Annotated in this window: 24 protein-coding genes; 6 read left to right on the plus strand and 18 right to left on the minus strand. The window is 66.7% G+C overall.

The features are described from left to right. Window positions 1–522 carry a bacterioferritin gene (bfr, locus tag ACQKJZ_RS02985; protein WP_427729928.1) on the plus strand — a complete coding sequence of 174 codons (522 nt, stop codon included), beginning with the start codon at window positions 1–3 and terminating at the stop codon, window positions 520–522. Window positions 523–762: 240 nt separating this feature from the next. Here the strand turns inward: bfr and der are convergent, their stop codons facing one another. From der to ACQKJZ_RS03010, 5 genes are all read right to left on the minus strand, one after another. Continuing rightward, window positions 763–2,133 (minus strand): ribosome biogenesis GTPase Der, encoded by a 1,371-nt coding sequence (gene der, locus ACQKJZ_RS02990; protein WP_312489465.1) that lies wholly within the window; start codon window positions 2,131–2,133, stop codon window positions 763–765. Between the two features lie 97 nt (window positions 2,134–2,230). Beyond that, window positions 2,231–3,553: a PQQ-binding-like beta-propeller repeat protein gene (locus tag ACQKJZ_RS02995; protein WP_427729929.1), complete on the minus strand. Its 1,323-nt coding sequence runs from the start codon at window positions 3,551–3,553 to the stop codon at window positions 2,231–2,233. Continuing rightward, window positions 3,550–4,218: a tetratricopeptide repeat protein gene (locus tag ACQKJZ_RS03000; RefSeq protein WP_427729930.1), complete on the minus strand. Its 669-nt coding sequence runs from the start codon at window positions 4,216–4,218 to the stop codon at window positions 3,550–3,552. Before ACQKJZ_RS03000 ends, ACQKJZ_RS02995 begins: the two co-directional genes overlap by 4 nt. A 115-nt stretch (window positions 4,219–4,333) precedes the next feature. Then, window positions 4,334–5,200, minus strand: a complete 867-nt coding sequence (gene panB, locus ACQKJZ_RS03005; RefSeq protein ID WP_427729931.1) for a 3-methyl-2-oxobutanoate hydroxymethyltransferase — start codon at window positions 5,198–5,200, stop codon at window positions 4,334–4,336. Between the two features lie 49 nt (window positions 5,201–5,249). Continuing rightward, window positions 5,250–5,594 (minus strand): ArsC family reductase, encoded by a 345-nt coding sequence (locus ACQKJZ_RS03010; RefSeq protein WP_427729932.1) that lies wholly within the window; start codon window positions 5,592–5,594, stop codon window positions 5,250–5,252. 197 nt (window positions 5,595–5,791) lie between these two features. Here ACQKJZ_RS03010 and ACQKJZ_RS03015 point away from each other — a divergent pair, with 197 nt between their 5' ends. Both ACQKJZ_RS03015 and ACQKJZ_RS03020 read left to right on the plus strand, forming a co-directional pair. After that, on the plus strand, window positions 5,792–7,846 hold the full coding sequence (locus ACQKJZ_RS03015) for an NAD(+) synthase (RefSeq protein ID WP_427729946.1): 2,055 nt from the start codon (window positions 5,792–5,794) through the stop codon (window positions 7,844–7,846). A 109-nt stretch (window positions 7,847–7,955) separates the two neighbouring features. Next, the gene (locus tag ACQKJZ_RS03020) at window positions 7,956–8,600 is read left to right on the plus strand and encodes a GntR family transcriptional regulator (RefSeq protein WP_427729933.1); all 645 of its coding nucleotides are present in this window, start codon (window positions 7,956–7,958) and stop codon (window positions 8,598–8,600) included. A gap of 7 nt (window positions 8,601–8,607) precedes the next feature. Here the strand turns inward: ACQKJZ_RS03020 and ACQKJZ_RS03025 are convergent, their stop codons facing one another. The 11 genes from ACQKJZ_RS03025 to ACQKJZ_RS03075 form a co-directional block, all read right to left on the minus strand. Continuing rightward, window positions 8,608–9,900 (minus strand): NAD(P)/FAD-dependent oxidoreductase, encoded by a 1,293-nt coding sequence (locus ACQKJZ_RS03025; RefSeq protein ID WP_427729934.1) that lies wholly within the window; start codon window positions 9,898–9,900, stop codon window positions 8,608–8,610. Next, window positions 9,894–10,898, minus strand: coding sequence for a zinc-dependent alcohol dehydrogenase family protein (locus tag ACQKJZ_RS03030; protein WP_427729935.1), 1,005 nt, complete (start codon window positions 10,896–10,898; stop codon window positions 9,894–9,896). The genes ACQKJZ_RS03025 and ACQKJZ_RS03030 overlap by 7 nt, the downstream gene beginning before the upstream one ends. A 62-nt stretch (window positions 10,899–10,960) precedes the next feature. Continuing rightward, window positions 10,961–12,148 (minus strand): hypothetical protein, encoded by a 1,188-nt coding sequence (locus ACQKJZ_RS03035; protein ID WP_427729936.1) that lies wholly within the window; start codon window positions 12,146–12,148, stop codon window positions 10,961–10,963. A 421-nt stretch (window positions 12,149–12,569) separates the two neighbouring features. Further along, window positions 12,570–12,989: a hypothetical protein gene (locus tag ACQKJZ_RS03040; protein ID WP_312489107.1), complete on the minus strand. Its 420-nt coding sequence runs from the start codon at window positions 12,987–12,989 to the stop codon at window positions 12,570–12,572. A gap of 204 nt (window positions 12,990–13,193) precedes the next feature. Then, the gene (locus ACQKJZ_RS03045) at window positions 13,194–13,802 is read right to left on the minus strand and encodes a TetR/AcrR family transcriptional regulator (protein WP_312489108.1); all 609 of its coding nucleotides are present in this window, start codon (window positions 13,800–13,802) and stop codon (window positions 13,194–13,196) included. Window positions 13,803–13,913: 111 nt separating this feature from the next. Then, a complete protein-coding gene (locus ACQKJZ_RS03050) occupies window positions 13,914–15,317 on the minus strand; it encodes an amino acid permease (RefSeq protein WP_427729937.1) in 1,404 nt (467 codons plus the stop codon). Window positions 15,318–15,353: 36 nt separating this feature from the next. Next, on the minus strand, window positions 15,354–16,064 hold the full coding sequence (locus ACQKJZ_RS03055) for a GntR family transcriptional regulator (RefSeq protein WP_312489111.1): 711 nt from the start codon (window positions 16,062–16,064) through the stop codon (window positions 15,354–15,356). Beyond that, window positions 16,064–16,978 (minus strand): dihydrodipicolinate synthase family protein, encoded by a 915-nt coding sequence (locus ACQKJZ_RS03060; protein ID WP_427729938.1) that lies wholly within the window; start codon window positions 16,976–16,978, stop codon window positions 16,064–16,066. The genes ACQKJZ_RS03055 and ACQKJZ_RS03060 overlap by 1 nt, the downstream gene beginning before the upstream one ends. Before the next feature lie 64 nt (window positions 16,979–17,042). Continuing rightward, window positions 17,043–18,845 (minus strand): DUF885 domain-containing protein, encoded by a 1,803-nt coding sequence (locus ACQKJZ_RS03065; protein ID WP_427729939.1) that lies wholly within the window; start codon window positions 18,843–18,845, stop codon window positions 17,043–17,045. Window positions 18,846–18,860: 15 nt separating this feature from the next. Further along, on the minus strand, window positions 18,861–19,856 hold the full coding sequence (locus tag ACQKJZ_RS03070; protein WP_427729947.1) for an Ldh family oxidoreductase: 996 nt from the start codon (window positions 19,854–19,856) through the stop codon (window positions 18,861–18,863). Window positions 19,857–19,867: 11 nt separating this feature from the next. After that, window positions 19,868–22,246 carry a beta-L-arabinofuranosidase domain-containing protein gene (locus ACQKJZ_RS03075; protein WP_427729940.1) on the minus strand — a complete coding sequence of 793 codons (2,379 nt, stop codon included), beginning with the start codon at window positions 22,244–22,246 and terminating at the stop codon, window positions 19,868–19,870. A gap of 108 nt (window positions 22,247–22,354) precedes the next feature. Here ACQKJZ_RS03075 and ACQKJZ_RS03080 point away from each other — a divergent pair, with 108 nt between their 5' ends. Next, window positions 22,355–25,105, plus strand: coding sequence for a DUF5695 domain-containing protein (locus tag ACQKJZ_RS03080; RefSeq protein ID WP_427729941.1), 2,751 nt, complete (start codon window positions 22,355–22,357; stop codon window positions 25,103–25,105). Here the strand turns inward: ACQKJZ_RS03080 and ACQKJZ_RS03085 are convergent. Next, window positions 25,051–25,527, minus strand: a complete 477-nt coding sequence (locus ACQKJZ_RS03085; RefSeq protein WP_312489119.1) for a (deoxy)nucleoside triphosphate pyrophosphohydrolase — start codon at window positions 25,525–25,527, stop codon at window positions 25,051–25,053. The genes ACQKJZ_RS03080 and ACQKJZ_RS03085 overlap by 55 nt on opposite strands. 33 nt (window positions 25,528–25,560) lie before the next feature. Here ACQKJZ_RS03085 and ACQKJZ_RS03090 point away from each other — a divergent pair, with 33 nt between their 5' ends. Continuing rightward, window positions 25,561–25,755: a Flp family type IVb pilin gene (locus ACQKJZ_RS03090; protein ID WP_427729942.1), complete on the plus strand. Its 195-nt coding sequence runs from the start codon at window positions 25,561–25,563 to the stop codon at window positions 25,753–25,755. A gap of 129 nt (window positions 25,756–25,884) precedes the next feature. Next, complete coding sequence (locus ACQKJZ_RS03095; RefSeq protein ID WP_427729943.1) at window positions 25,885–26,064, plus strand: Flp family type IVb pilin; 180 nt, start codon at window positions 25,885–25,887, stop codon at window positions 26,062–26,064. Between the two features lie 51 nt (window positions 26,065–26,115). Here the strand turns inward: ACQKJZ_RS03095 and ACQKJZ_RS03100 are convergent. Further along, the coding region (locus ACQKJZ_RS03100) for a carboxyl transferase domain-containing protein (RefSeq protein ID WP_427729944.1) at window positions 26,116–26,710 on the minus strand (595 nt) is incomplete at its 5' end.

Genomic DNA, 26,710 nt, shown 5'->3' on the forward strand with positions numbered 1-26,710 from the left:
ATGGCGGTAAAGGGCGACCCGAAGGTCATCGAATATCTCAACGAAGCGCTCAAGAACGAACTGACCGCGATCAACCAGTATTTCCTGCACTATCGCCTGCTCGATCACTGGGGCGTCTATAAGCTCGCCCAGTTCGAGTATAAGGAATCGATCGACGAGATGCGCCACGCCGACTGGCTGGCCGAGCGCATCCTGTTCCTCGATGGCCTGCCGAACTTCCAGCTGCTCGGCCGCCTGCGCATCGGTGAGACGGTCGAGGAGGTGCTGAAGGGCGACCTCGCGATCGAGATCGAAGCGGTCACGCAGCTCAAGGAAGCGATCGCCTACTGCGAAGAGGTCAAGGACTATGTCAGCCGCGACCTGTTCACCCGCATCCTCGCCAGCGAGGAAGAGCATGTCGACACGCTGGAACGCCAGTTCGAGATGATCGCGCGCATGGGCATCCAGAATTATGTCCAGCTGAACGCGATGGCGGAGAACGACACGCCCAAGGCCGGCGCCGCGCCGCATCTTCAGGGCTGAACTAAAAAAGGGCGGATCAAACGATCCGCCCCCCTTCTCAAACCGGAAAACCCTCCCCCCTCCGTTCAGCCTGAGCGAAGTCGAAGGCCACGGGAAGACATCGGCCAAATGCCCCGCGCTACCATCAACCCTTGGCCTTCGACTTCGCTCAGGCTGAACGGCGGTTGGGAGGTGGGGGCGGCAAAAAACCTAGAGGCTGCGTCTAGGTTGCAGGGTGCCCCATGACGCCCCGCGTCCTGATCAGTCCTTTTTCCCGAACGGATTCTTCGGCGCGCGCAGCGTGAGGCGGACCGGCACCGCGCCGAAGCCCAGTTCCCGTCGCATCGAATTGACCAGATAGCGCTCATAGCTGGCCGGCAGCTGGTCGACCCGCGTGCCGAAGATCACGAAGCTCGGCGGCCGCGACTTCACCTGGGTGACGTAGCGCAGCTTGATCCGCTTGCCGCCGGGCGCGGGCGGGGGATTGGCATCGACCGCGCGTTCGAACCAGCGGTTGAGTTCGCCGGTCGGCACACGCTTCGACCAGGCCGCGCGTGTCTCGAACGCGGCTTCGATCAGCGTGTCGAGCCCCTTGCCGGTGGCGGCCGAGACCGCGAGCAGCGGGACCCCCTTCACCTGACTGAGCCCATCCTCTAGCGCCTTGCGCACGCCGTTGAACAGCGAGGACGGGCTTTCCGCCACATCCCATTTGTTGAGCGCGATCAGCAGCGCGCGACCTTCTTCCAGCACGCGGTCGGCGATGCGAAGATCCTGCGACTCCAGCCCCAGCGTCGCATCGAGCAGCAGGACGACCACTTCGGCGAAATCCACCGCGCGCAGGGCATCGGCGACGGACAGCTTTTCCAGCTTGTCCTGCACCTTGGCCTTCTTGCGCATGCCGGCGGTGTCGATCAGACGGACCTGCCGCACCTCGCCGTCACGGTCGCGCCATTCCCAATCGATGGCGATCGAATCGCGGGTGATCCCCGCCTCTGGCCCGGTGATGAGGCGATCCTGCCCCAGGAAGCGATTGATGAGCGTCGACTTGCCCGCATTGGGCCGCCCGACGATCGCCAGCTTCAGCGGCGCGAAGGGATTTTCAAGATCGACCTCCTCTTCCTCCTCGACCTCGCGGTCGATGAAGGGGAGCAACGCCTCGAACAGGTCGCCCACACCCTCGCCATGTTCGGCGGACAGCTGAACCGGGTCGCCGAAGCCCAGCGCCAGCGCTTCGAGGATGCCTTGCTCGGCCGCGCGTCCCTCGGCCTTGTTCGCGGCCAGCACGATCGGCGTGTCCGAACTGCGCAACCAGCGGGCGATCTCTTCGTCGAGCGGCATGACGCCCGCGCGCGCATCGACCAGGAACAGCGCGACATCGGCCTCGCTCACCGCCGCCTCGGTCTGGCGACGCATGCGGCCGGGCAGCGTATCGGGGTCCTCATCCTCATAGCCCGCCGTATCGATCACGCGGAAATCGAGGCCCAGGAGATGTGCGTCGCCTTCGCGCCGGTCGCGCGTCACGCCGGGCCGGTCATCGACCAGCGCCAGCTTCTTGCCGACCAGACGGTTGAACAGCGTCGACTTGCCGACATTGGGACGGCCGACGATCGCGACGATAGGGAGTTTTGCCATCGCAGTCCGTTAGCGAAAGGCGAGCCCTTCGTCACGGGGATAGCGGCATGAAATGCACCGCCCCGTGGAACAAATATCCCACGGGGCGAACGCGGCGTCACTTATAGGCGGAAATCCGCCCCTTCTGATCGAGCACGTAGAGCGTGTCGTTGGCGACGATCGGCGGCAGCGCGAACGGCGTCTTGGTGTCGACCGTCGCCTGCACCGCGCCATCGCCCGGATTGGCATAGACGATCTGCCCCTCCGAATTCGTCAGGATCAGGCGATTGCCCGCCAACACGGGGCCGAACCAGATGATGGCGCCGGTCTTCTTCTTCTCGTTGCGGAAGCGCGGCAGCTGCGCGATCCAGCGGGCCTTGCCGCTCGACCGGGCCAGCGCGACCAGCCGCGCATCGTCGGTGACGAGGAAAATCCACTCGCCAGCGATCCACGGCGTGGAGATACCGGCGAAATTCTGTTCCCACAGACGCTGGCCGGTCGACAGCTCCAGCGCGATCATGCGACCGCCCTGACCCAGTGCATAGACACGGCCCTGGTCGATGACCGGTGCGGCGTCGATGTCGGACAGCGTCGACACGGAGGTCGAAATGCTGGTCCGCGACAGCGCGTCCTGCCACAGCATGCGGCCATTCTCATACCGATAGGCGTTCAGCTCGCCGCTGGAGAAACCGGCGACCACCGTACCCTGGCTGGCGGCCGGCGCCGCGACGCCGAACACCCCTTGCGTCTCCAGCGTGCCCTGCCCCGCCCAGATGATCTTACCATCGGTCTGGTTCAGCGCATAAAGCTGGTTGTCCTGGGTCAGGACATAGACATTGCCATTGGCGATGGTCGGCGACCCGCGCAGCGGACCGCTGGGCTTGGCGCGCCACAGCACCTTGCCGTCGGCGGCACTGGCCGCGATCACGTCGCCCAAGCCGTCGGTGGCGAAGACGGTGCCGGTGTCATAGCTGGCCCCGCCGCCGAAACGGGCCAGACGGTTCTGGTCGCCCTCGGTGATCGCCGCCGACCAGAGCCTGGCCCCCGTATCGGCATTGAGCGCGACGAGGTTGCCGACCGCATCGACGACGAACAGCTTGCCCTCGGCCATGACCGGCGCGGCGCCCAGCGGATCACGGACCGAGCCACCGTCGATGGTCGCTTCCCACAGACGCCGGGGCTGTTCGCCCAGCGCAAGCTGGCCCATCGACTTGGCGGCGTTCCCGCCCGGCTGCGCCCATTCGGGGTTCGTCTCGGGCGCAGGCAGCAGGACCTGCACATCGGCGATCGTCTTGTCCGCCTCCACCCCGTTCTCCGAAACCAGGATCGGCACGCGATTGCCGATCGTCGGGGTCTTCTTGGGCGCGCCCTTGAACACGCCACAGGCGCCCAGCGCCATCAGCGCGGCGAGTGCTGCCGAGGTGCGGAATTGCTTCGTCATTGGGTCTTGGTGTCCTCGCTCTGGCCGACCGCATCGACCCCCAATACGCCGGCCATCTGAACCGCACGTTGCCGCAACGTATCGGGCACATCCTTTTCGCTGGCAATCTGCCCGAACAGACGCCCCGCCTCCGCGCGCTTGTTCTGGCGCAGATAGGCGACGGCGACCATCTCGCCGGCGCTGCCGAACCAGGCATTGCCCGGCACCGCCATGCCGCGCAGGCGGGCGACCACCGCCTCGGGCTTCATCGTGTCATATTCTGCCATGGTCTGGCGGACCAGCGCCAGATCGCGGAACGGCTGCGGCAGCGAGGCGTCGTTCGCGATCGTCGCGAACCGCGCGGCCGCGCCCTTCAGGTCGTCGCGCTGCAACAGGATATCGGCCTGGGTGAAGCTGGCGAGTGCCCGATAGGCGTCGACGTCGGACTGGGCCAGCGGCGCCAGCTTGGCCTGCGCGGTCTTCACGTCATTCTGGCCCAGCGCGTCATAGGCGGCCTGAAGCTGTTCGCCGTCCGCACCCGCCTGCTCATGCTGGCGATGCTGCCAATAGAGATAGCCGCCGAACGCCGCGAGCCCGATCAGGATGACTGCGCCGACGACCAGACCCCAGCGGGTCCAAAAGCTGGTCAGCCTTTCGCGACGCAATTCGTCGTCGACCTCACTCATGAAGGCTTGGCTGGATTGGGGCGTAAGGGCCAAGTCGGGCTCCGCTATTTGGATCAGGCGATAATGAAGCCGCGACCTTTAGCGAGGAGCGGCCCCGGTGGGAAGCAGCGTTGCGTCATCCGCCGTCGCGCGGCGCATAGATCTGTTCGGGCCCGGGAAAGCGCCGGGCGCGCACATCCTCGGCATAGGTGCGCGCCGCCTCGCCGATACGGTCGCCCATGGTTTCGTAGCGACGGACGAAACGCGCGGTCCGCTCGAACAGGCCGAGCATGTCCTCCCCCACCAGCACCTGGCCGTCGCATTCGGCCGAGGCGCCGATGCCGATCGTCGGACAGGTGATGCGTTTGGTGATCTCGATCGCGATCGGCTCTACCACGCCCTCGATCACGACCGAAAAGGCCCCCGCCTCGGCCACCGCCACCGCATCGGTGATGATCTTTTCCGCCTCCTCGGGCGTACGGCCGCGCGCGCCGTACCCGCCCAGCACATTGACCGCCTGCGGGGTCAGGCCGACATGGCCCATGACCGGGATGCCGCGCTCGACCAGGAAGCGGACGGTCGGCGCCATCGCGACACCGCCCTCCAGCTTGACCGCCGCCGCACCGGTTTCCTTGAGCAGCCAGGCGGCGTTCTCGAACGCCTTTTCGGGGCTTGCCTCATAACTGCCGAAGGGCAGGTCGATGACCACGACCGCATGATAGCTGCCGCGTACGACCGCCGCACCGTGCGCCGCCATCATCTGAAGCGTCACCGGCACCGTCGAGGGCAGGCCATAGATCACCTGCCCAAGACTGTCGCCGACCAGCAGCATGTCGCAATGCGGATCGAGCAGCTGCGCCGACCGCACCGTATACGCGGTCAGCATGACGAGCGGCGTCCCGCCCTTGGCACGGCGGATGGCGGGGACGGTCAGCCGCTTCATCGGTGCGGGCGTGGGATTGGCGCGACTCGTCGCGGTGTCGAGGGTGTAGGTGGTGGACATGGGGGGCCCCTTACGCTCCCCGCCTGTCCGGCTCCACCCCCTTGGTCGATCAGACAATTTCAGCGTAACGTTCGGGCTTGAAACCGACCGTCAGCGTGCCGTCGCGGTCGAGCACCGGCCGCTTGATGAGCGAGGGATGCGTCGTCATCAACCGGATCGCCTTGTCGGCATCGATGTCCTGCCGGTCGGCATCGGCCAGTTTGCGGAAGGTCGTTCCGGCACGGTTGAGCAGCAACTCCCAACCGACCTGATCGACCCAGCGGCGCAGGGTCGCCTCATCGATGCCGTCCGTCTTATAGTTGTGGAAGCGATAGGCGATGCCGTACTGGTCCAGCCAGACCCGGGCCTTCTTCATCGTGTCGCAGTTGGGGATGCCGTAGAGGGTGATGGTCATGGGGTATCCGTTTGTTGAAGCGCGGTGCCTCTATCGTGGAAATCGACGTTCGTCTCGGATTGGGAGATGCTGACGTGCGCCTCGGCGCTTGGCCGCACCCCACATGGACGAAGCGGAGGGCCGCGTCCTGCCGCATCCTGATCCTTGGCAAACCACATGGGGTGGCGCGCCCCGCCCGGCCCCGCTATCCCCGTGCCATGCAGGACCATCCCTTTTACGCCTTTCATTCCCATGGCCTGATCCGCGTGGCGGCTGCGACGCCCGCCGCGTCAGTCGGCGATCCGCATGCCAATGCGGCGGCGATGCTGGAGCTGGCCCGCGATGCGGACGAACAGGGTGTCGACCTGATCGTCTTTCCCGAATTGTCGCTGACCTCCTATGCGATCGACGACCTCCATATGCAGAGCGCGCTGCACCGCGCCACGCTGGACGCGCTGGGCGAGATGGTGGACGCCAGCGCGGCGCTGACCCCGGTGATGCTGATCGGTGCCGCGCTGCCGCGCAACGGGCGGCTCTATAATTGCGCGGTGATGGTCGCGCGGGGCCGCATCCTGGGCGTGGTGCCCAAGACCTTTCTGCCCAACTACCGCGAATATTATGAAAAGCGCTGGTTCGCGAGCGGCGCGGGGCTGACGGGGTTGACGATCGATCTCGATGGCCAGTCGGTCCCTTTCGGCACCGACCTGATCTTCGCCGCCGAGGGTCGGCCCGGCTTCGTCTTCCATGCCGAGATTTGCGAGGATTATTGGGCCCCCACCCCGCCCTCGACCATGGGGGCACTGGCGGGCGCGGCGATCTGCTGCAACCTGTCGGCGTCGAACATCGTCATCGGCAAGGCACGCGACCGGGCCATGCTGGCCGCCGCCCAATCGGCCCGCACCGCCTGCGCCTATGTCTATTCCGCCGCCGGGATCGGCGAGAGCACCACCGACCTCGCCTGGGACGGTCAGGGGCTGGTCCATGAGCTGGGCCAGCAGCTGGCGGAGTCCGAACGCTTCGCGCGCAAGCCCGCGCTCACCATTGCCGATGTCGATGTCGAGCGCGTGGTGCAGGAACGGCTGCGCACCGGCACGTTCAACGATGCCGCCGCGCTTGCCGGCCACCCCGAACACCGTTTCCGCCGCATCGGCTTCGTCCACGGCGTCGAGCCGAGCGATCGCGGCCTGTGCCGCGCCGTCGCCCGCTTTCCGTTCGTTCCCGATGATCCCGCACGGCGCGATGCCGATTGCTACGAAGCCTATAACATCCAGGTCGAGGCGCTGGCCAAGCGACTGGAGGCGTCGGGCGCCACGTCGCTCGTGATCGGCGTATCGGGGGGGCTCGATTCCACCCATGCACTGATCGTCGCGGCAAAGGCGACCGACCGGTTGGGGTGGAGCCGCGACCGTATCCTGGCCTTCACCATGCCGGGATTCGCCACCGGCGAAGGGACGAAGGCGCATGCCTGGGCCCTGATGCGCGCGCTGGGCGTCAGCGCGGAGGAGATCGACATCCGCCCAGCCGCGCACCAGATGCTGGAGGACATGGCGCATCCGTTCGCGGCGGGCGAGCCGGTGCATGACGTCACCTTCGAGAATGTGCAGGCGGGTCTGCGCACCGATTATCTGTTCCGCCTGGCCAATCAGCGGGGCGGCATCGTGCTGGGCACCGGCGACCTGTCGGAGCTGGCGCTCGGCTGGTGCACCTATGGCGTCGGCGATCAGATGAGCCATTATGCGGTCAATGCCGGCGTGCCCAAGACGCTCATCCAGTTCCTTATCCGCTGGTGCATCCGCACCGTGCAATATGACGCGGCGACCCATGAGGTCCTGGCCGCCATCCTGGCGCAGGAAATCTCGCCCGAGCTGGTGCCGGCGGACGCCAGCGGCGCGCTGCAATCGACCGAGTCGATGATCGGGCCATACGCGCTCAACGACTTCTTCGCGCATTATGTCATCCGCCATGGCCTCAAGCCCTCCAAGATCGCGTTCCTCGCCTGGCACGCATGGCGCAATGCCGGGGCGGGTGATTGGCCCGACGATCTGCCGGCGGACGCGCGCGTCGCCTATGACCTGCCGACCATCCGCCACTGGCTGGAGCGGTTCCTGACCCGGTTCTTCCAGACCAGCCAGTTCAAGCGGTCCGCGCTGCCCAACGGGCCGAAGGTGTCGCCCGGCGGCGCGCTGTCGCCGCGCGGGGACTGGCGCGCGCCCTCGGACGGGACGGCGGCGGCGTGGCTCGCGGAATTACGGGACGGTGTGCCCACCGCCTGATCCGACATGCACTTGGCATCGTGCGTTCTGACGCTATGGTACCGTACCGATCAGTATTGATTACAATGGAATTACAGGCTCCTCCCGGCCTGTCGGCACGAGAGATATCATGAGCCTTGTCGTTCGCACCCTGTCCGAGCAGATTTTCACGATCATTCGCGAACGCATCATCAGCGGCGACCTGCCCGAGGAGCAGCCGATCCGTCAGGACGCGCTGGCCAACGAACTGGGGGTCAGCAAGATTCCCTTGCGCGAGGCGCTGGCGCGGCTGGAGCAGGAAGGGCTGCTGACCAGCCAGGCCAATCGCGGCTTCTTCGTCCGCTCGCTGGGCGCAGGCGAGGCCGAGGAGATCTACGAACTGCGCCTGTCGATCGAACCCAGCGCCGCCGCGCGCGCCAGCCGCGTGGCGACGCCCGCGGATCAGGCGGCGGCACGTGATGCGCTGGCCTCGCTCGACGTCGCGGCACACGAGGCGCTGCACGATGTCGCGCTACAGAACCGGGCCTTCCACCTGGCGCTGGTCCGGCCGCTCGGCGCCGCGCTGACCTTTCAGCTGATCGAGCGACTTCAGGTACTGGCGGAACGCTATGTCATCCAGCATCTGAAACCCGCCGGGCGCGAGGACCGGGCGCATGAGGAGCATCATGCCCTGCTCGACGCCTGGCTGGCGCGCGACGAGGACCGCGTCGCGGCCCTGCTGGGCGAGCATATCGGCGCGACGCTGATCGACCTGCGTGCCCAGCTGGCCGATTGACGGGGCGTCAGCGCGCGGGTCGGATCGGCGTCGTGATGATCCGCGCGCCGCGTCGATAGGTCACATATCGCCAGAACCATTGCAGGCTGACGCGGATACGCTGCGCGAAATTGACGAGCAGCACGACATGAACGATCGCCCATAGCATCCACGCCGGATAGCCCTTCATGTGGAACCGGCCGAAGTCGAAGACCGCCGCGTGGCGTCCGATGATCGCGGCATTGCCCCGATTGTGAAACCGAAAGGGTCCGGCCTTTCGGCCCCGGATCAACTCGTCGCGCAGGGCCTTGCCGAGATACTGGCCCTGCTGCTGCGCAACCTGTGCCAGGCCGGGCAACGGCTGGCCATCCTCGCCCTTCGCAGCGGCGACATCGCCGAGCGAATAGACATTGTCCAACCCCTCGACGCGCAGATCGGGGCGCACGGGCACCCGCCCCCCGTCGCCGGGCTCGATACCCAGCAGCTTGGCCGCGCCCGTCGGCGCGACGCCCGCGCCCCACAGGACGGTGCGCGCGGGGATGAACTGGCCGCCGGCGGTCAGCCCCTCGGCGGTGATCGACTCGACCGGCATGTCGGTCATGATCTTGACGCCCAGCTTGCCGAGCGCGCGTTTGGCATAATCCGCCAGATCGTCGGGAAAGGCCGACAGGATGCGCGATCCCCCCTCGACCAGGATGACCCGGGCCGCCTCGGGCCGGATCCGCCGGAAGTCGGAGGTGAGCGCATGGCGCGCCAGTTCGGCGATCGAGCCGGCCAGCTCCACGCCCGTCGGCCCACCGCCGACGACGACGAAGGTCATCAGCGCCTCGCGGTCCGTCGCACCTTCGCGCTCCGCTTCCTCGAACGCGCCCAGCACGCGCGAACGGATCACGCGCGCTTCCTCGATCGACTTGCAGGCGGGCGCGAAGGCGCGCCACTCGTCATGACCGAAATAGCTGCTGGTCGATCCCGTCGCCATGACCAGCCGGTCGTAGGAAAGCGTCTCCCCGGTCGACAGCGTCACCTGACGCGCCCCGCTATCCACGCCCGTCACCTCGCCCAGCACGACCCGGATATTGGAATAGCGGCCCAGCACATGACGGATCGGCTCGGCTACGTCGGCCGGCGACAGCGCGGCGGTCGCCACCTGATAGAGCAAGGGGACGAACAGGTGATAATTGTTGCGATCGACGACGGTCACCCGCACTGGCGCATTGGCCAGCTGTTGCGCGGTCGCCAGCCCGCCAAAGCCCGCACCGACGATCAGGACATGGGGCCAGTTGGGATCGACCGGATCCTTCGCCACCACATGGCTCACCATGTCGCGACGATCTTGCCGAAATGGTCGCCGCCCTCTTGATGGCGGAAGGCATCGGCCAGTCCCTCCAGCGGGAAGGTGCGGTCGATGACGGGGCGAAGATCAGCGGTGTCGAGCGCCCGCACAAAGTCCTGCTGCATCCGGCGGCTGCCGACGATCAATCCCTGTAGCCGTGCCTGTTTGGCCATCAGCGCGGCGGTCGGCACCTGCCCGGACGTGCCGGTCAGCACGCCGATCAAGCCGATATGGCCGCCGATGCGAACCGCCTCGATCGACTGGGCCAGCGTGGCGGGGCCGCCGACCTCGATCACGTGATCGACGCCGCCCTCGGCCCATTCGCTAACCTGTCCGCCCCATTGTTCCTGCCGCCGATAGTTCAGCGTGAAGTCGGCACCCAATTCGCGCGCGCGTTCCAGCTTTTCGTCGGAGGACGATGTCACGGCGACCGACGCACCCATCAGCTTGGCGATCTGCAACGCCCAGATCGAGACACCACCCGTGCCCAGCACCAGAACCCGGTCGCCCGCCTTCAGCCCGCCATCGACGACCAGGCTGCGCCACGCCGTCAGCCCGGCGGTGGTGATCGTCGCCGCCTGCGCATGGTCATAGTCCTTGGGCGACAGCGTGAAGGCCGTCGCAGGCGCCACCACCACCTCACGCGCGAAGCCGTCGATCCCGTCACCCGGCACGGTCGCGAAGTCGCCGACACGCGGCGGCCCGTCCCACCAGCCGGGGAAGAAGCAGGACACGACCTTGTCGCCGACGGCGAACTCGGTCACACCCTCGCCGACCGCCTCGACCACCCCCGCTCCGTCGGCCATGGGAATGCGTCCGTCCTCGGTCGGCATGTTGCCCGACACGATGCCGTAATCATGATAATTGAGCGATGTCGCGTGGAGCCGCACCCGGATCATGCCGGGCCCCGGCGCGCCCGGATCGTCCCGTTCCACCTGCCGCAGCCGATCGAGTCCGCCGGGCGCGTCGAGGATCATCGCTTTCATGCCACCGTCTTTCTGATGTCCGCTGTTGTCGCGCCAACGCGGCGGCGGTGCGATGCGATCCCTCAGCCGGTCGCCAGCGACCATCCGCCGGGCAGAAAATCGAGCGACATGTAATAATAAAACGCACAGCCGCCGTCCGCACGGTAGCTGCCGCCCTTCACGATGCCGAACGCCGTGCCGCCCAGAAATACCGGGCCGCCGCTGTCGCCGCTGCGACAGGTCGGCCCGCGCACCGCGACCCAGGTCGGGGTGCAGCCACCGCCGCACAGGTCGCCGGCCGGCGCGAAATCGGGCAGCCAGACCTCGGCACAGCTATAGCCGGTCCGCTCGCCACGATGGCAGACGATGTCGCCGGCGCGGGTGGCGGCGCGGGTCCGCTGGCCGTTGACGCGGCGACGGACGGTCTTGGCGGTATCACTCAAGAATGTCGGGGCGAGCGGCACCGCGCTACCCTGAAGCTGAACATCCTGGTAACCCCAGCCCCATTGGCCCAGAAAGGTCAGCGGCGAAGCCAAGCCGGTGCCGTCCGCCCAGGACAGATTGTCGGGGCAATGCGCCGCCGTCACGATCGCGCTTTCCGCGCCGCGCCGCACGACGAAGCCGCTGGTGCACGCGTAACGCCGCCCATCGCCGGGATCGACACCGATCAGCCGCCCGCCGCCCTGGACCTCGGCCATATCGACATCGGGCGCGTCGAGGGTGGCGATCCGCACCGGCACGCCCGTCATCCGGGCGATGCGATCGCGCAAGGCGTCGCCCGGCTCCGACATCGCGTCCGCCTTGCCGACCATCACGACCAGCGCCCCGATCCGGGGATCGATGCCGATCCCCGGCGGCTGCGTCAGCGTGGCGCGGATGTCCGTCTGATACAGTGCCGCCGCCGTGACGAGCTGACGATGGCTGGCATAGGCGCCGGTGCGGAAGCGAATGAGCACGTACACGCCGGCGATGGGAACGCTGCGGTCGGCGACCGGTGCATCACCGGTCAGCAATACATCGATATGAAAGGGCGCGTGGCCGACCGACAGCCCCGCCAGACGATCGCCGAACTCCACGGTCAGCGCATCCGTCACGGGGACCGACGCCTCCTGCACCTGCAATTCGCGTAACGCCTGCGATGGCGAAAGGCCGACGGCGTCGGCATAGGTCGCGGCATCGAGCGCCAGCGCGGAGGGCGCATCGAGCGGCGCAATATCCTGCGCGATGGCCGCCGCCGGCGCCGCCAAGGTGATGAACAAGGCGGACAGCAAAGCCCAGCTATCGCGAACCCAAGCTGGAAACGGCTTATATCCCATCACTTCAGTATGTAATGATTGCGATGAGCCCGCCATCATTTTGGCGGTACGAAGGGATTATCGATTCCATGCTGCGACGTTACGCCCTCTCGCTCGCCTTGCCGACCTCGGCCGGACGCGAAAGATCATGACGTCGGTGCATGTACCGGGGATGACCGTGCATGACAGGCCATCTTGATGGTCGTCGTGAGCGGATAGCGCCTTTCCTCCATCGCCAACGGAAGCTCTCATGGCGATCACCTGGCCCGGCGGCAATCGCCGGGCCATTTTCTTGGCTTTTGGCGCAGGCCCTGTTTTACGGTATCGGCCAAGAATCTTTCAACGAAGCGCTCCGTCTGCCACAACACGCCCGCCATGGCCGGGGGTTTGGGAGGGTTCAGCCCGCCGTGGTCAGCCGCGCCGCACGCCGCGATCCGGCCAGCGCCGTGCTGATGCTGTCGACCATCAGTTCATACTGGTCGGCCGTATAGCCCGCCGCCAGAAACTGACGCACCTCGATCGAGGGAACGCTGTACCCATGATGCCAGCTCAACACCGCCATGCGGCGCAGCGCCTCCAGCGAGGGATCGGCCAGACGCGGATTGCGGGTTTCGCCGAACACGGTCGCCAGCGCACGGGTCAGCCGGCTCGGTTCGCGCAGGCTCGACAAGCGATCCCGCCGCGCCAGCGCTACGACCTGCCACTCCAGCGCGGACAGGCGCGTTTCCGGGCGATGCGCCGCCACGGGCTGCTGCGCGGTCGCCACGCCCACCGCGCTCATCGCGGCACCGATTTCCTGAAAAGCGACATAGGCCATGATAAAACCCCTTTCCTGCCGCGCGACATCCCTCACGCCGGGCGCAAAGCCCCGCATGTCGACGGTCGGGCCGCCGGCTTCATGTCTCGCTCGATTTTTTCCATCCGAAGGCTCTGACCGCCTTCAATACCGCTCGGTATATTAACCGATCGACAGGTCGTCAAGCTGTTTTATACCGCTTGGTATTTATTGCCGCGCCGGCGCTTATCGTGACGGCCAAAGAGCAAGGCCGGTATCGACCAACCGCTCCAGTTCCTCGCGCGTCGCGCCCGATCCGGCCTGGACCGCCATGCCCTGGAACAGCGCGTAGAGATATTGGGTCAACCCTTCGGGTTCGACATCGTCGCGCAGATCGCCGTCTTCCTTGGCGCGCTGAAAACGGGCCAGCAGCGCCGCCTGCGAGGAGGCGCGGCGTTCGAGTACCGCCGCCTTGATCGATTCGGCTTCCTCACCGCAGGCCACGGAGTGGATGACGCCCAGGCAACCCTGCGGTTCGCCCTTATGCGTCTGGGCGTCGACCGCCCCGCGCAGCAAATGTTCGGCCACGCCGCGCGCGGTGGGCTTGTCCAGCGCCTCGCGGATATAGGCCAGCTTCTCCGCCTCGTACATGTCCAGCGCCTTGTGGAACAGGGATTCCTTGTTCCCGAACGCGGCATAGAGGCTGGGCTTGGTGATCCCCATCGCGTCGGTCAGGTCGGCCATCGACGCGCCCTCATAGCCCTTGCTCCAGAAGACACGAAGCGCGGCGGCGAGGGCCTGATCGGTGCAGAATTCGCGGGGACGCCCTTTACACGCGGGCGAAAGTTTTTCCATAACGCTCAGTATAGAAATCCTCGGGGCGTTTGCAAACCCCCCGAGGTCGGGTTGACGGGCACCGGGGCGGCGTGCGCGCGCGCCGGTGCGCAAGGGCGACCGCGGCGGGCCTTACCCCTGGCCCAACGCGCTGCGCCGGCGGCCATAAATAAAGTAGAAGGCCAGCCCCGCCAGGTTCCAGATCACGAACCGCACGATGGTCGAGCTGGGCAGGCTGAACAGCAGATAGAGACAGCCCAGAATCGCCAGCGTGCCGACCAGATAGGGCAGCGGGCAGCGGAACAAGCGCTTGACGTCCGGGGCCTTGCGGCGGAGCACCATCAGGCACGCGCCGACCGCGATAAAGGCGAGCAGCGTGCCGGCATTGGCCAGTTCGGCGATCTCGTCCAGGCGGAAGATGCCCGCGACGATCGCGATCGAGATACCGGTGACCAGCGTGATGCGGGTCGGCGCGCCGCTGCGCTTGCTGACCACGGCCAGCGACTGCGGCAACAGGCCGTCTCGCGCCATGGTGAAGAAGATGCGGCTCTGGCCGTACATCATCACCAGGATGACCGAGGGCAAGGCCACCACGGCCGCCAGGGCGATCAGATGCGCGGCGGTCGGCTGGCCCAGCGACCGCAGCACGAGCGCCAGCGGTTCGGGCGAGTTCGCCAGTTGCAGGAAGGGCAGCGCGCCGATCGCGGCGACCGCGACCGCCATGTAGATCAGGGTACACACCAGCATCGACCCGACGATACCGATGGTCAGGTCGCGGCCCGGATTCTTGGCCTCCTCCGCCGAGGTCGCCACGGCGTCGAAGCCGTAAAAGGCGAAGAAGACGATCGCGGCGGCGGCCATCACACCGCGCTTGGCCCCGTCAATCTCATGCGCGGCGAAGCCATAGGGCATGAAGGGGTGCAGATTGTCACCGTTGAAGGCGGGCAATGCAAAGGCGACGAAGACCGCCAGCGCGACCAGTTTGACGATGACCAGGATGATGTTGAGCGTCGCGCTCTCCCGCGTGCCGGCGATCAGCATGCCCATCACCGACAGTGCGACGAGCACCGCCGGCAAATTGACGATGCCGCCGCCATGTGGCCCGGACAGCAGGGCGGCCGGCAGATGCACGCCCGCCGCCTGTATCCATCCGACCAGATAACCCGACCAGCCGACCGCGACGGTCGAGCAGGCCAGCGAATATTCGAGGATCAGGCTCCATCCGACGACCCAGGCTATCGTCTCGCCCAGTGCGGTATAGCTGAAGGTATAGGCGCTGCCCGCCGCGGGAATGAGGGTGGCGAGCTCGGCATAGGCGAGCGCGGCGCAGGCGCAGACCGCGCCGGCGATCGCGAAGGCCAGGATGACCGCCGGCCCCGCACGTTCCGCACCGACGCCGGTCAGCGTGTAGATGCCGGTGCCGACGATCGCACCGACCCCCAGCGCGATCAGGTGCGGCCAACTGAGCGTCTTGGCCAGCGTCTGCCCTTCGCCATGCTGGGCGGCGCTGCCCAGCGGTTTGAATGGTCCGAACATGAAAGGATAATCCCCCGCCCTAACGGTTATGATTTTTCAACAGACGGGTGCGAACCCGCCTTTCAGGTCCGACAGCGTGGACCGGATATGCGCGTCAAGCAATGCTTTAAGGCGATCGGCATCGCGCGCCAGAAAGGCATCGAGCTGGTCGCGATGCTCCAGATGCGCGCGGGCATCACGCCCTGCGGGTTGCAGATGCGCCACGACATAGCGCTCGGCCAGCACCGCCAATTGTCGAATGATCTGGATGGTCAGTGGCCGACCGATCGGCCGGACCATCGCCATGTGAAACTGCCGATTGCACAGCGCCACGCGCGGCAGATCGCTGGTCGCCGCCTGATCGAGCGCCTCGAACCTTGCGATCAGCGTGGCGCGATCGTCATCGTCGGCGACCAGCGCCGCCTGCGCCGCCGCCAACGGCTCCAATCGCAGGCGCAATTCATAGATCTCCTCCGCCTGCGCCGCCGTCATCGCGCCGACCATATAGCCGCGATTGGCCGCGCTTTGGAGCAATCCCTCCTGCTCCAGCCGCGCCAGCGCCTCGCGCAGCGGTATCTTGCTGACGCCCAATTCGGCGGCCAGCGCGTCCTGGCGGATCGGGCGGTCGCCGGGCAGCGTGCCCGCCACGATCCGTTCGCGGACGATCGCGAAGATGCGATCCGCCAGCGTCTGCACCAGGATGACGCCCCCGCCCCGTTTCCGCCCGTCGTCGAGCAGGATCGCGGCGGGCGAGAGCGTCGTCGCCATCAGGCGGCCTTGGCCTGGCCCAGCGTCGGGCGGGTCGCGGCGGCCTTTTCGACCATCGCGATCACCTCGGCGCGGCGCTCGCCTTCGAGAACGTAACGCGGCGGCAGCACGCGCTCCGATCCACGGCCCATGACCTGCTCGGCCAGCTTGATCGACTGGACCAGGTCATGCTCGGCATCCAGATGGAGGAGCGGCATGAACCAGCGATAGATTTCCATCGCCTTGGCATGATCGCCACGCTCGAACGCGGCGACCAGTTCGACCGACTCCTTCGGGAAGGCGTTGGTCAGGCCCGAGACCCAGCCCTGCGCGCCCAGATACAGCCCCTCGAGCGCGACGTCGTCCAGCCCTGCGAACAGGACGTAACGGTCGCCGAACGCGTTGCGGAAGTCGGTGAAGCGACGCGTGTCGGGCGCCGACTCCTTGACCGCGACGATGTTCTTCACGTCAATCAGCGCTTCCAGCACCGTCTGGTCGATGACCGTGCGATAGGCGGGCGGGTTGTTGTAGAGCATGATCGGCAGGCCGGTCTGGTCCGCCACGCCCTTGAAATGGTTCACCAGCTCATGCGCCTTGGGCACATAGACCATTGGCGGCAGCAGCATCAGGCCGTCGGCGCCGGCCTTCTCGGCGGCCTGGGCGTAGCGCACCGCGCGGCGCGTGTCATATTCCGAGCAGCCGGTGATGACCGGAACCCGGCCCGCCACCGCCTCGACGATCGCGGTCAGTACGGTGACCTTCTCGTCATAGTCGAGCGAGTTGTTCTCACCCACCGTGCCCAGCGCGATCACGCCCGTGACGCCGTCCTTGACCAGATCGTCCACGACCCGCTGCGTATCGGCGAGATCGATCGACAGATCCTCCCGCACCTGGGTCGTCACTGCGGGAAAGACGCCACGCCAGCCGATGCTCACAATCTGTCACCTTCGTTGTTTTAGATACTGTATACTTTTTAGCGATGTTATCGCTCTCGGTCAATCATGATCCTTCTTCATCGGGATAAGGCCCCTTGCCGCCCTCGGCGATGAAGCGATCGGTCCGCGCCGCGATCACCGGCAGCGGGACGTAGCCGAGCTGGAGCATCGCATCGTGCCATGCGCGGATGTTGAATTTCGGCCCCAGCGCCTTTTCCGCCTTGGCCCGCGCCCGCTGGAAGGCGAGCTGGCCCATATAATAGGACAGCGCCTGGCCCGGCCACGCGATGTAGCGATCGACCTCGGTCTCGATTTCATGATCCGACAGCGCGGTGTTGTCGTGGAGATAGGCCTGCGCCCGTTCGCGCGTCCAGCCCATCGCATGGATGCCGGTATCGACCACCAGCCGCGCGGCGCGCCATGCCTGATAGGACAACATGCCGAACCGGTCATAGGGCGTCTTGTAGAAGCCCATATCCTCGCCCAGCGCCTCGCAATACAGCGCCCAGCCTTCACCATATGCCGACAGGTAACTGTCGCGGCGAAAGGCCGGCAGGTCCTTGTTCTCGGCCGCCAAAGGCATCTGGAAGGCATGGCCCGGCGCGCTTTCGTGCAGCGTCAGCGCGGGCAGCGCGTAGAGCGAGCGCGAGGGCAGGTCGTAGGTATTGACCAGATAGATGCCCGTGCCGCCGCGCCCCGCCGTATAGAAGGGCGCGAGGTCCTCGGGCACCGGCTTGATCGCGAACCGGCTGCGCGGCAGGCGCCCGAACCAGTCCGAGGCGATGCCGTCGAAGCTCTTGGCGAACCAGGCGGCGCGGTCGAGCAGTTCCTGCGGCGTCTTGGCATAGAATTGCGGATCGGTGCGCAGGAAGGTCAGGAAGGCGGGGAAGTCGCCCTTGAACTTCACCTCCTTCATCACGCCGTCCATGCGCGTGCGGATGCGCTTCATCTCGGACAGGCCGATCGCATGGACCTGTTCGGGGGTCATGTCGGCGGTGACATATTCGCGAATCTTCGACCGGTAATAGGCCTGGCCGTCGGGCAGGTCGTAGGCGGCGGTGCTGACCTGCGCATGCGGGATGTAATCGTTGCGCAGAAAGGTGAGCAGCTTGCGGTGTGCGGGCAGCACATCGTCGCGGATCGCCGCCTTCGCCTCGGCGCGCAGAGCAGCGACGGTGGCGGCCGGCATGGTCGCGGGCAGGTTGCGGAACGGCGCATAGAAGGGCTGATCGTCGCCGGTCCCGGCATCGACCACCTGCGCCACGCCGATATCGCGCCCCTTCAGCGTGATCGCGGGCGGCGTGAAGCCGCGCGCCAGGCCGGCGCGCATATTGCCGATCTGCTGGTCGTAATAGCGCGGCATGGCGCGCATCATCGCCAGATAGTCGCGATACTGGCTTTCGCGGGTGAAGCTGCCCCGCGACCAGCTGGCCAGATTGCCCCAGAAGCTGGTATCGGCGGTCAGCGGCTTTTCGTAATCGCGGTAGCGCTGCGCGGCGAGCAGCGCGTCGATCTGGCCCTTATAGACCATGTAATCGATGCGGGTATCGGGCGAGAGCGTCGCGGGATCGATACCGTCGAGCGCCTTGGCCGTCGCCTCCCACCGGGCGAGCCGCGCCGCCTGGGCCTGCGGACCGACGTCAGGCAATTGCTTCGAACCGGCGCTGCCGCTGTCCTCATCGGCGGCGTTCTGGTCGATCCGCCACTTATACTCCGCCTCGGACAGGGCACGGAACCGCGCGTCGGCGCCCCGTGCGGGTTTGGACGACGAAGCGCGCGTCTGCGCAGGGTGCGGTGCCGCACCGACCAGTGCGGGTACCAGCAGCAGCGAAACACCCGCCAACAGCCGCGTCATGTGATTGGTCATCCTCAAACCCCTTGTTCAGCCCTTCAGGGCCATGACGTCGCGGTATAGATCGGCCGGGATCACCACCCCGTCCGCCAGCGACCTGGCCCGCGCGGCATAGCGGCGCGCGGACGGCAACCGTGCCCCCTGCCCCGTTATGGCATCGAACATCGCCTCCGCCCGTGCCTGATGTTCCGGCAGAAGATTGCCCAGGAACCCTTTGGGATCAATGGCGATAATCAACTCACCCCCCAGTGGCGAACCACCGCGCCCGGCGTCCCGGTCGATCGACTCGCGACTGGTCATGTCACCGATCAGCGGCCCGGCGAGCAACTCGACCATCGCCGCCAGCGCCGATCCCTTATGCCCGCCAAAGGTCCGCATCGCGCCCGACAGGATCGCGGCGGGATCGGTCGTCGGCCGCCCGTCCGCATCGACGCCCCAATCGTCGGGCACCGTCTTGCCGGCGCGGCGATGCAGTTCGATCTCGCCGCGCGCGACCATGCTGGTGGCGAAGTCGAACACGAACGGCGGCCCATCGGGGCGCGGCCAGCCGAACGCGATGGGGTTGGTGCCGAACACCGGCTCGGCCCCGCCCGACGGCGCGACCCAGGCATGGCTGGGCGTGAAGGCCAGTGCGACGAGACCCGCCTCGGCCAGTTCCTCGACCTCCGGCCACAGCGCCGCGAAATGCACGACATTGTTCAGCGCCAGCGCGGCGATGCCATTGGTCCGCGCCTTTTCGATGAGGGCGGGCTTGCCGGTTTGGAACGCGAGTTGCGCGAAGCCGCCGCCGCCCTCCACCCGCACCAGCGCGCCGGCGGGATGCGACAGGACCGGCACCGCATCGGGCACCACCACGCCCTTGTCGATGCTGGCGACCGCGACAAGCAGCCGATAGATGCCGTGCGAGGCGCAGCCGTCGCGCTCGCCCGCCACCATCGTCTCCGCCACCGCCTCGGCATGCGCGGGCGCAAGCCCCGCGCCGAGCAGCTTGGCGCGGGCAAGACTTCGCAGTTCGTCCAGCGTCATCCGCACATCGGTCACGCCGTCGCAGCCCTTTTCGCGGTGAACAGCCGCATGCCGAAGATCGGGCCGGCGCTGCTGCGGTCATGCGGCACGACCCGGATGCGAACGTCCTTCTTGCCCGCCGTCAAAGCCTCGGGAAGCGGGTATTCGACGTCGAAGAATTGCCCCGGCTTGTCGCTGTCGAGACGTTGGGTAGCGACCTTCACATTGTCGACCAGGATGTCGAAGTCGCGCTTGCGCTCATCGCCCCAATAGGTCGCCTGGAGAATCAGTGGCCCGGGCTTCACCGCCATGGTGAATTCGAAATAGCCGCCCGACCGCGCATCGCGTCCCTGCCGCCCGCGATAGGAGACGGGATATGAGATTTCGGACGTAAGCTTATGATCCCGCTCCGGTTGCATCTCGCCCAGATGCATGACGTCGACGGAGCGCGCGACGATTTCGCGCTCACGCGCCTGCTGCGCCAGGAACGCCGCCTCCTCGGCTTTCCAGGCGGTCTCGGTGAAGCGCTTGAAATAGACGGCGCTGCGCCGGTCATATTGGCTGAAGAAGGGAACGAAGGTCAGGTCGGCGGGACGGAAGACGCCACTGGCGACGTAGCGCGTCGCTGCCGGATCGGTCGGACGGAAGGCGGCGAGCGGATTGGCCCCGACCATCGCGGGATCGGGCGAATCCCACGGCGTCTCCTTTGGGCCGAGATCGGCCGCCATCACCATCGGGCCGCGTACGACCGCAACGACGCTGTCATCGCCCGGTGTCGGTTCGACCCGCAGATCGAGCGGCAGGCTGATGGAGACCGTGTCGCCCGTCTGCCACCGTCGATCGACGACGGCATAGCCCCGCTCGAACACCGGCGTGACCGGCTTTCCATTGACCTCGACCTCTGCCCGTCCGTTGGCCCAGCCGGGCACGCGCAGCGCCACCGGGAAGCGCCCGGCACGCGCCAGATGCGTAAAGGCCAGCTTCGCGGTCCCTTCCATCGGATAGGCGGTATCGAGCGTCACGACCGCGCCGCGTTTTTCCCAACGCGCTTCGGCCGGGATGTAGAGATTGACCAGCAGCGCCTCGCCGCCCTGCCAGAAGATGGACTCGCCATGCTTGGCGTGGCTCTCCATGCCCGACCCGACGCAACACCAGAAGGCATCGTCCTTGACGGTCGAATAGTCGCGCGCCGTCCCCGTCATCAGCGGCGTCATATAGGTGAAGCCGCCATTTTCGGGATGCTGCGCCGCCATGACATGATTGAGATGCGCACGCTCATAATAGTCGAACAGCGACCCTTCCGGCTGCCAGCCGTAAAGGTGCCGGGTCAGCTTGAGCATGTTGTACGTGTTGCAATGCTCGCACGTCTGCTCGGTGATGTGCCGGGCGATGGTGTCGGGGGCGGAGAAATATTCGCGGTCGGCATTGCCGCCGATGACATAGCTGTGATGGTCGGTCACCGTATCCCAGAAGAAACGCGCGCCAGCCGCCGGCGCGGGCTTGGCGGTAATCTCGTGGATGCGGGCCAGGCCGATCAGCTTGGGAACCTGCGTATTGGCATGCAGGTTGGCGAGCTGATCCTTGCCGGCGACGATCGGGTCGAGGACCTTGTTGTCATAGATGCGCTCGGCCAGCGCCAGCCATTGCCGGTCCCCGGTGCGCTGATAGAGTTCGGCGAAGCTCTCGTTCAGCCCGCCATATTCGCAGCCCAGCACCTCTTGCAGTCGTGCATCGTCGAGCGCCGCGAACACGCGGGCGAAATACGCGCCCAGCTTGACCGCCACATCCAGCGCCTGGGTGTTGCCCCAACCCGCATGGATGTCGAGCAAACCCGCGAACAGCTTGTGGACGGTATAGAGCGGAGACCAGCTGCCATTGAGGTCGAAGCCCCCCGACTTGATCTTGCCGGCCATGATCTCGGGGAAGATTTCCTCGCCATCGACGATCGTGCCGTCGGGCCGCTTGCGCCCCAGCGCGCCGACATAGCCCGTGCCGCGCTTGGCCTGCGCCTCGGCGAGTTCGGTGACGATATAGTCGGCCCGGCGGCGCATCTCGGTATCGCCGGTCTGCTGCCAGGTGAGCACAAGGGCGGACATGTAATGGCCCAGCGTGTGGCCCGCGATCGTGTCGCTTTCCCACCCGCCATAGATCGGCGCCTTGGGCTGCAAGCCGGCGTAGAGGCGGAAGTTATGGAGCAGGCGATCGGCGTTCAGCCGATAGAGATAGCGCCGGTTGGCCTCGACGGCCGTCGCATAGATGGACGGGCGTAACCGCACCGCCGCCAGCGGCAGGGGCTCGGCCTTGTTCGGCAGGACCGATCCCGCCGCCGCCATCGCCCTTGCCGGTACCACACCCACCATCGCAATCGTCGCCGCGCCGCGCATCCATTCGCGCCTGTTCGCCTGCCGCATCTTGATCTCCCCGAAATACTGTATACCGTATCGGGCTTACGGGAGGGGGTCAATCGCCAGCGCACTTTGTACCGATATCCCATATCCCATGACATCAGGGAATTCGCCATGCCTCGTCCGCCGTTCCGATACCTGCCTCTGACGCTCGCCACGCTGGCGATCGCGGCGACCGGCCCCGGCGGCAACCCGTCCGCCGCCCAGCAGAAGGCGTCGAAGACCTTGGCGGCGGCACCACTGAAGACCGTACGCGTCGGCGGCTTCGTGCTCAAGCTCGATCCATCGAGCCAGACGGCGCGCGGCCTGTCGCCGGTTTCGACGCCGGCGTTCGACTTCCTGCCGATCGGCCGCTCGGTCGAGCGCGCCGGCAATGGCTATAACCATCTGGGTGACATCCACCTGCGGCTGCGCAGCGGGACGGGTGCGTGGCAGGACTTTTCCTCGTCGCGCCGGCGCGTCCCCGTTCGCGCTCTTCCGGCACGTGGCGGCACCATCGCGGCGGCGGACATCACGGGGTCGATGGGCGCGGGCCTGCCGCTGCGCATCGTGCGCGAATGGGTGAGGGACGGCAAGGGCCCCGCCCTGCGCTTCACCCTGACCAACACGTCCGCCCAGCCGGTGGAGATCGGCGCGCTCGGCATGCCGATGACGTTCGACAACATCATCACCGATCGCGACCTCGAGCAGGCGCATGCCAAGGCCAGCTTCGCCGATCCCTATATCGGCCGCGACGCCGGCTATGTGCAGGTCACCCGGTTGAACGGCGCGGGCCCCGCCCTGCTCGTCCTGCCCGAACGGGCGACGCCGCTGGAGGCCTATGTCCCCATCCCCACGCTGCGCGAGACGGGCGGCAAGGCGGTGATCGTCGAGGCCAGCCCGCGGGCGCAGACGTCGGAAGGCTTTTACGACTGGACCGTGGCGAGCGCGGCCTATGCCCAGACCGACTGGGCCAAGGCGGGCAAGCCATGGAACGACCCGACCAGCATCCGCCTGGCCCCCGGCGAGAGCCGGACGCTCGGCCTGCGCTTCGTCGCCTCGCCCAGTATCCGGGCGATCGAGCCGACGCTGATGGCCGAACGCCGGCCGGTGGTGATCGGCGTGCCCGGCTATGTCGTGCCGACCGACATCGATGCGACGTTGTTCGTTCGCGCGCCGTCCGCGATTACGGGCATCGACAGCTATCCAGCCGGCGCGCTGACCGTCGAGACGCGCGAGGGCAAGCCCGGCTGGGCGCGGCTGGCGGTGCGCGGTCATCAATGGGGTCGCGCCCGCCTGACGTTGCGCTATGCCGACGGGACGGCGCAGACGGTCCAGTATTTCGTCACCAAGCCGCTCGAACAGACCATGGCCGATCTGGGCCGCTTCTCGACGACGAAGCAATGGTTCGAGGCCGAGGGCGACCCCTTCGGTCGCTCACCCGGCATACTGACCTATGACCGCGAGGCGAACCATATCGTCACCGCCGATCCGCGCGTGTGGATTTCGGGGATGAGCGACGAGGGCGGCGCGGGCAGCTGGGTCGCGGCGATCATGAAACAGCTCGACAACCCCGACGCCGCCGAGATCGCGCGGATCGAACAGATGGTCGACAAGACCATCGTCGGCCATCTTCAGGTCGCCGATGGCCCGCAGGCCGGCGGGGTCAAAAAGAGCCTGTTCTACTATGACCCCGCCGCCTTCCCGAACCTGTATCAGCCCGCCAAGGACTGGCAGACTTGGACCTCGTGGAAGAAGGATCAGGCCGACGATCTGGGCCGCGCCTATAATTATCCACATGTCGCCGCCGGGCACTGGGCGCTGTACCGGGTGGCGCGCAATCATCCCGGTATGACGCGCGTCCATGACTGGCAATGGTATCTCGACCATGCCTATCGGACGATCGTCGCGATGATGCGCGACGCGCCGCATTACGCGCAGTTCGGCCTGATGGAGGGCGATGTCTTCGTCGACATCCTGACAGACTTGAAGCGCGAAGGCTGGACTCAGCGGGCGGCGACCGTCGAGGGGCTGATGAAGGCGCGCGCCGATCACTGGAAGACGCTGCGCTATCCCTTCGGCAGCGAAATGGCGTGGGACTCGACCGGCCAGGCGGAGGTGTACGCCTGGATGCGCTATTTCGGCTATGGCCCGCAGGCCGACGTCACGCGCGAGGTGATCCTGGGCTATGACCCCTCGATCCCGCACTGGGGCTATAACGGCAATGCGCGCCGTTATTGGGATTTCCTCTATGGCGGCAAATATCCCCGGCTGGAACGCCAGATTCATCATTACGGATCGACGCTGAACGCCGTGCCGCTGTTCGACTCGTTCCGCCGCAATCCCGCCGACATGCACCTGTTGCGTGTCGCCTATGGCGGGCTGCTGGGCGGGATCACCAATATCGACCAGCAAGGCGCATCCTCGGCGGCCTTCCACAGCTGGCCCGACAAGATGGAATGGGACCCGTATAGCGGCGACTATGGCATGGGCTTTTTCGGTCATGCCTATACGGCGGCGACCTATCTGGTGAACGATCCCACGCTCGGCTGGCTGGGCTATGGCGGCAATCTGCTTGCGACGGGCGATACGATCCGCATCGCGCCCAAGGATGGCGCGCGCAGCCGGCTGTTCATCGCCCCTGCGGGGCTGTGGCTGACGCTGGAAGCGGGCAAGATCGCCGAGGCACGCTATACGCCGGCGACGGGAGAGGTCCGCCTGGTCCTAGACCCTGCCCAGCCGCAGACGCCCAATGCGCGGCTGTTCGTGGAGACGACGCCGCCGGGCGGCCGAACCTATCGGCCGGACGGTGGCACGCCGGAGCGCGGTGGCTACACCATTCCGCTATCGCCGGGCGCGTCGGTCATCGCGCTGTCGCCCAGATAAGCGCGCAACTGGCGAACCAGCGGGCCATCGGCCGGCGGCATGGGCCATGCCGCCATCTCCTCGGGTCGGCACCACAGCAGCGCGTCGGCCTCCTGCGCGACCGGCGCGCCCGACCAGGACCGGATGACGTAGAGCAGCAACAGGAGATGCCGGTCGGCGAGCGGTTCGGTGGCGAACCCGGCCGGCTCCAGCGCGGACGGTGACACCGTGATCGCCAGTTCCTCATGCAATTCGCGGATCAGCGCCGCCTCCGGCGCCTCGCCCGGTTCGATCTTGCCCCCGGGAAACTCCCACAAGCCGGCGAGCGCCTTACCCTGTGGACGCTGTTGCAACAGGACGCGGCCCTGACGATCGACCAGGGCGGCCGCGACCACCGGAAAGATCGGGTGGGAGCGCTCGCCCCCGACATCCTCGACCCTCATTTCGTTAACCTTTCCGCGATACGCCGAACCTCGATGAAACGGCTTTGGCCTCTTGTCGCCACGTTGCGCCATATCGCGGCCGACCGTCGCGGCGCCACCGCCGTCGAATATGCGCTGGTCGTGGCCGCCATCATGCTGGCGATCTTTGCGGGCCTTCAGCAAATCGGCGTCAGCCTGAACGGCGTCGCCCGTTTCCTGGCCGGCCAGCCGCGCATTGACACGCGTTAATGGGAAATTTGTTCCCGCGCGTCAGGGCTTTAAAGATTCCTAAACTCCCGAGGCCGTAAAACCGTCGCCGCTGATCCGGCGTTCCGGCTCAGCCGGGTGATCGACAGCCGCATACGAACGGAGACCGGAATGAATACTCTTCGCAAGATGGTGAAGAACAACAAGGGCGCGACGGCCATCGAATATGGCCTGATCGCAGCGCTGATCGCCGTGGCCGCCATCGCGGGCATGAACTCGCTGGGCGGCAGCCTGAACACCGCGTTCGGCAGCCTGGGTACCACGATCGCTAATCCGAAGCCCGCGAGCTAAGGGGCAAAATCAAGAGAGCGGGTAGCGATCCTTCGCTACCCGCTCTTTTCCTTATTGAAGCCGCCCCATCGCCAGGAACTTCGCGGAGCGCCCCCGCTTCAGTTCGTCCCGGCCGAGGCCCGACAGCTCGCCCAGCGATTTGTGGATCGCATCGCCCAGATTGGCGATCGCCCCCGCCGGATCGCGATGCGCGCCCCCGACCGGCTCGGTGACGATGGTATCGATCACCCCGAACTGCTTCAGGTCCTGCGCGGTGACGCGCATCGCCTCAGCCGCGTCGGCCGCCTTGTCGGCGGTGCGCCACAGGATCGAGGCGCAACCTTCGGGCGAAATCACCGAATAGACGGCGTGCTCGAACATCAGCACCCGGTTGCCCGCCGCCAGCGCCACCGCGCCGCCCGATCCGCCCTCGCCGACGATCGCCGAGACGACCGGTACGCCGGCAGCCAGACAGGCTTCGGTCGAACGCGCAATGGCTTCCGCCTGACCGCGTTCTTCAGCCTGGATGCCGGGGAAAGCACCCGAGGTGTCGACCAGCGTCACGATCGGCAGGCCGAAGCGGTCGGCCAACTCGACCAGGCGGATCGCCTTGCGATAGCCCTCGGGCTTGCCCATGCCGAAATTGTGACGCAGCCGGCTGGCGGTA

The organism is Sphingomonas sp. NPDC019816, from assembly GCF_050274375.1.
GTDB lineage: Bacteria > Pseudomonadota > Alphaproteobacteria > Sphingomonadales > Sphingomonadaceae > Sphingomonas.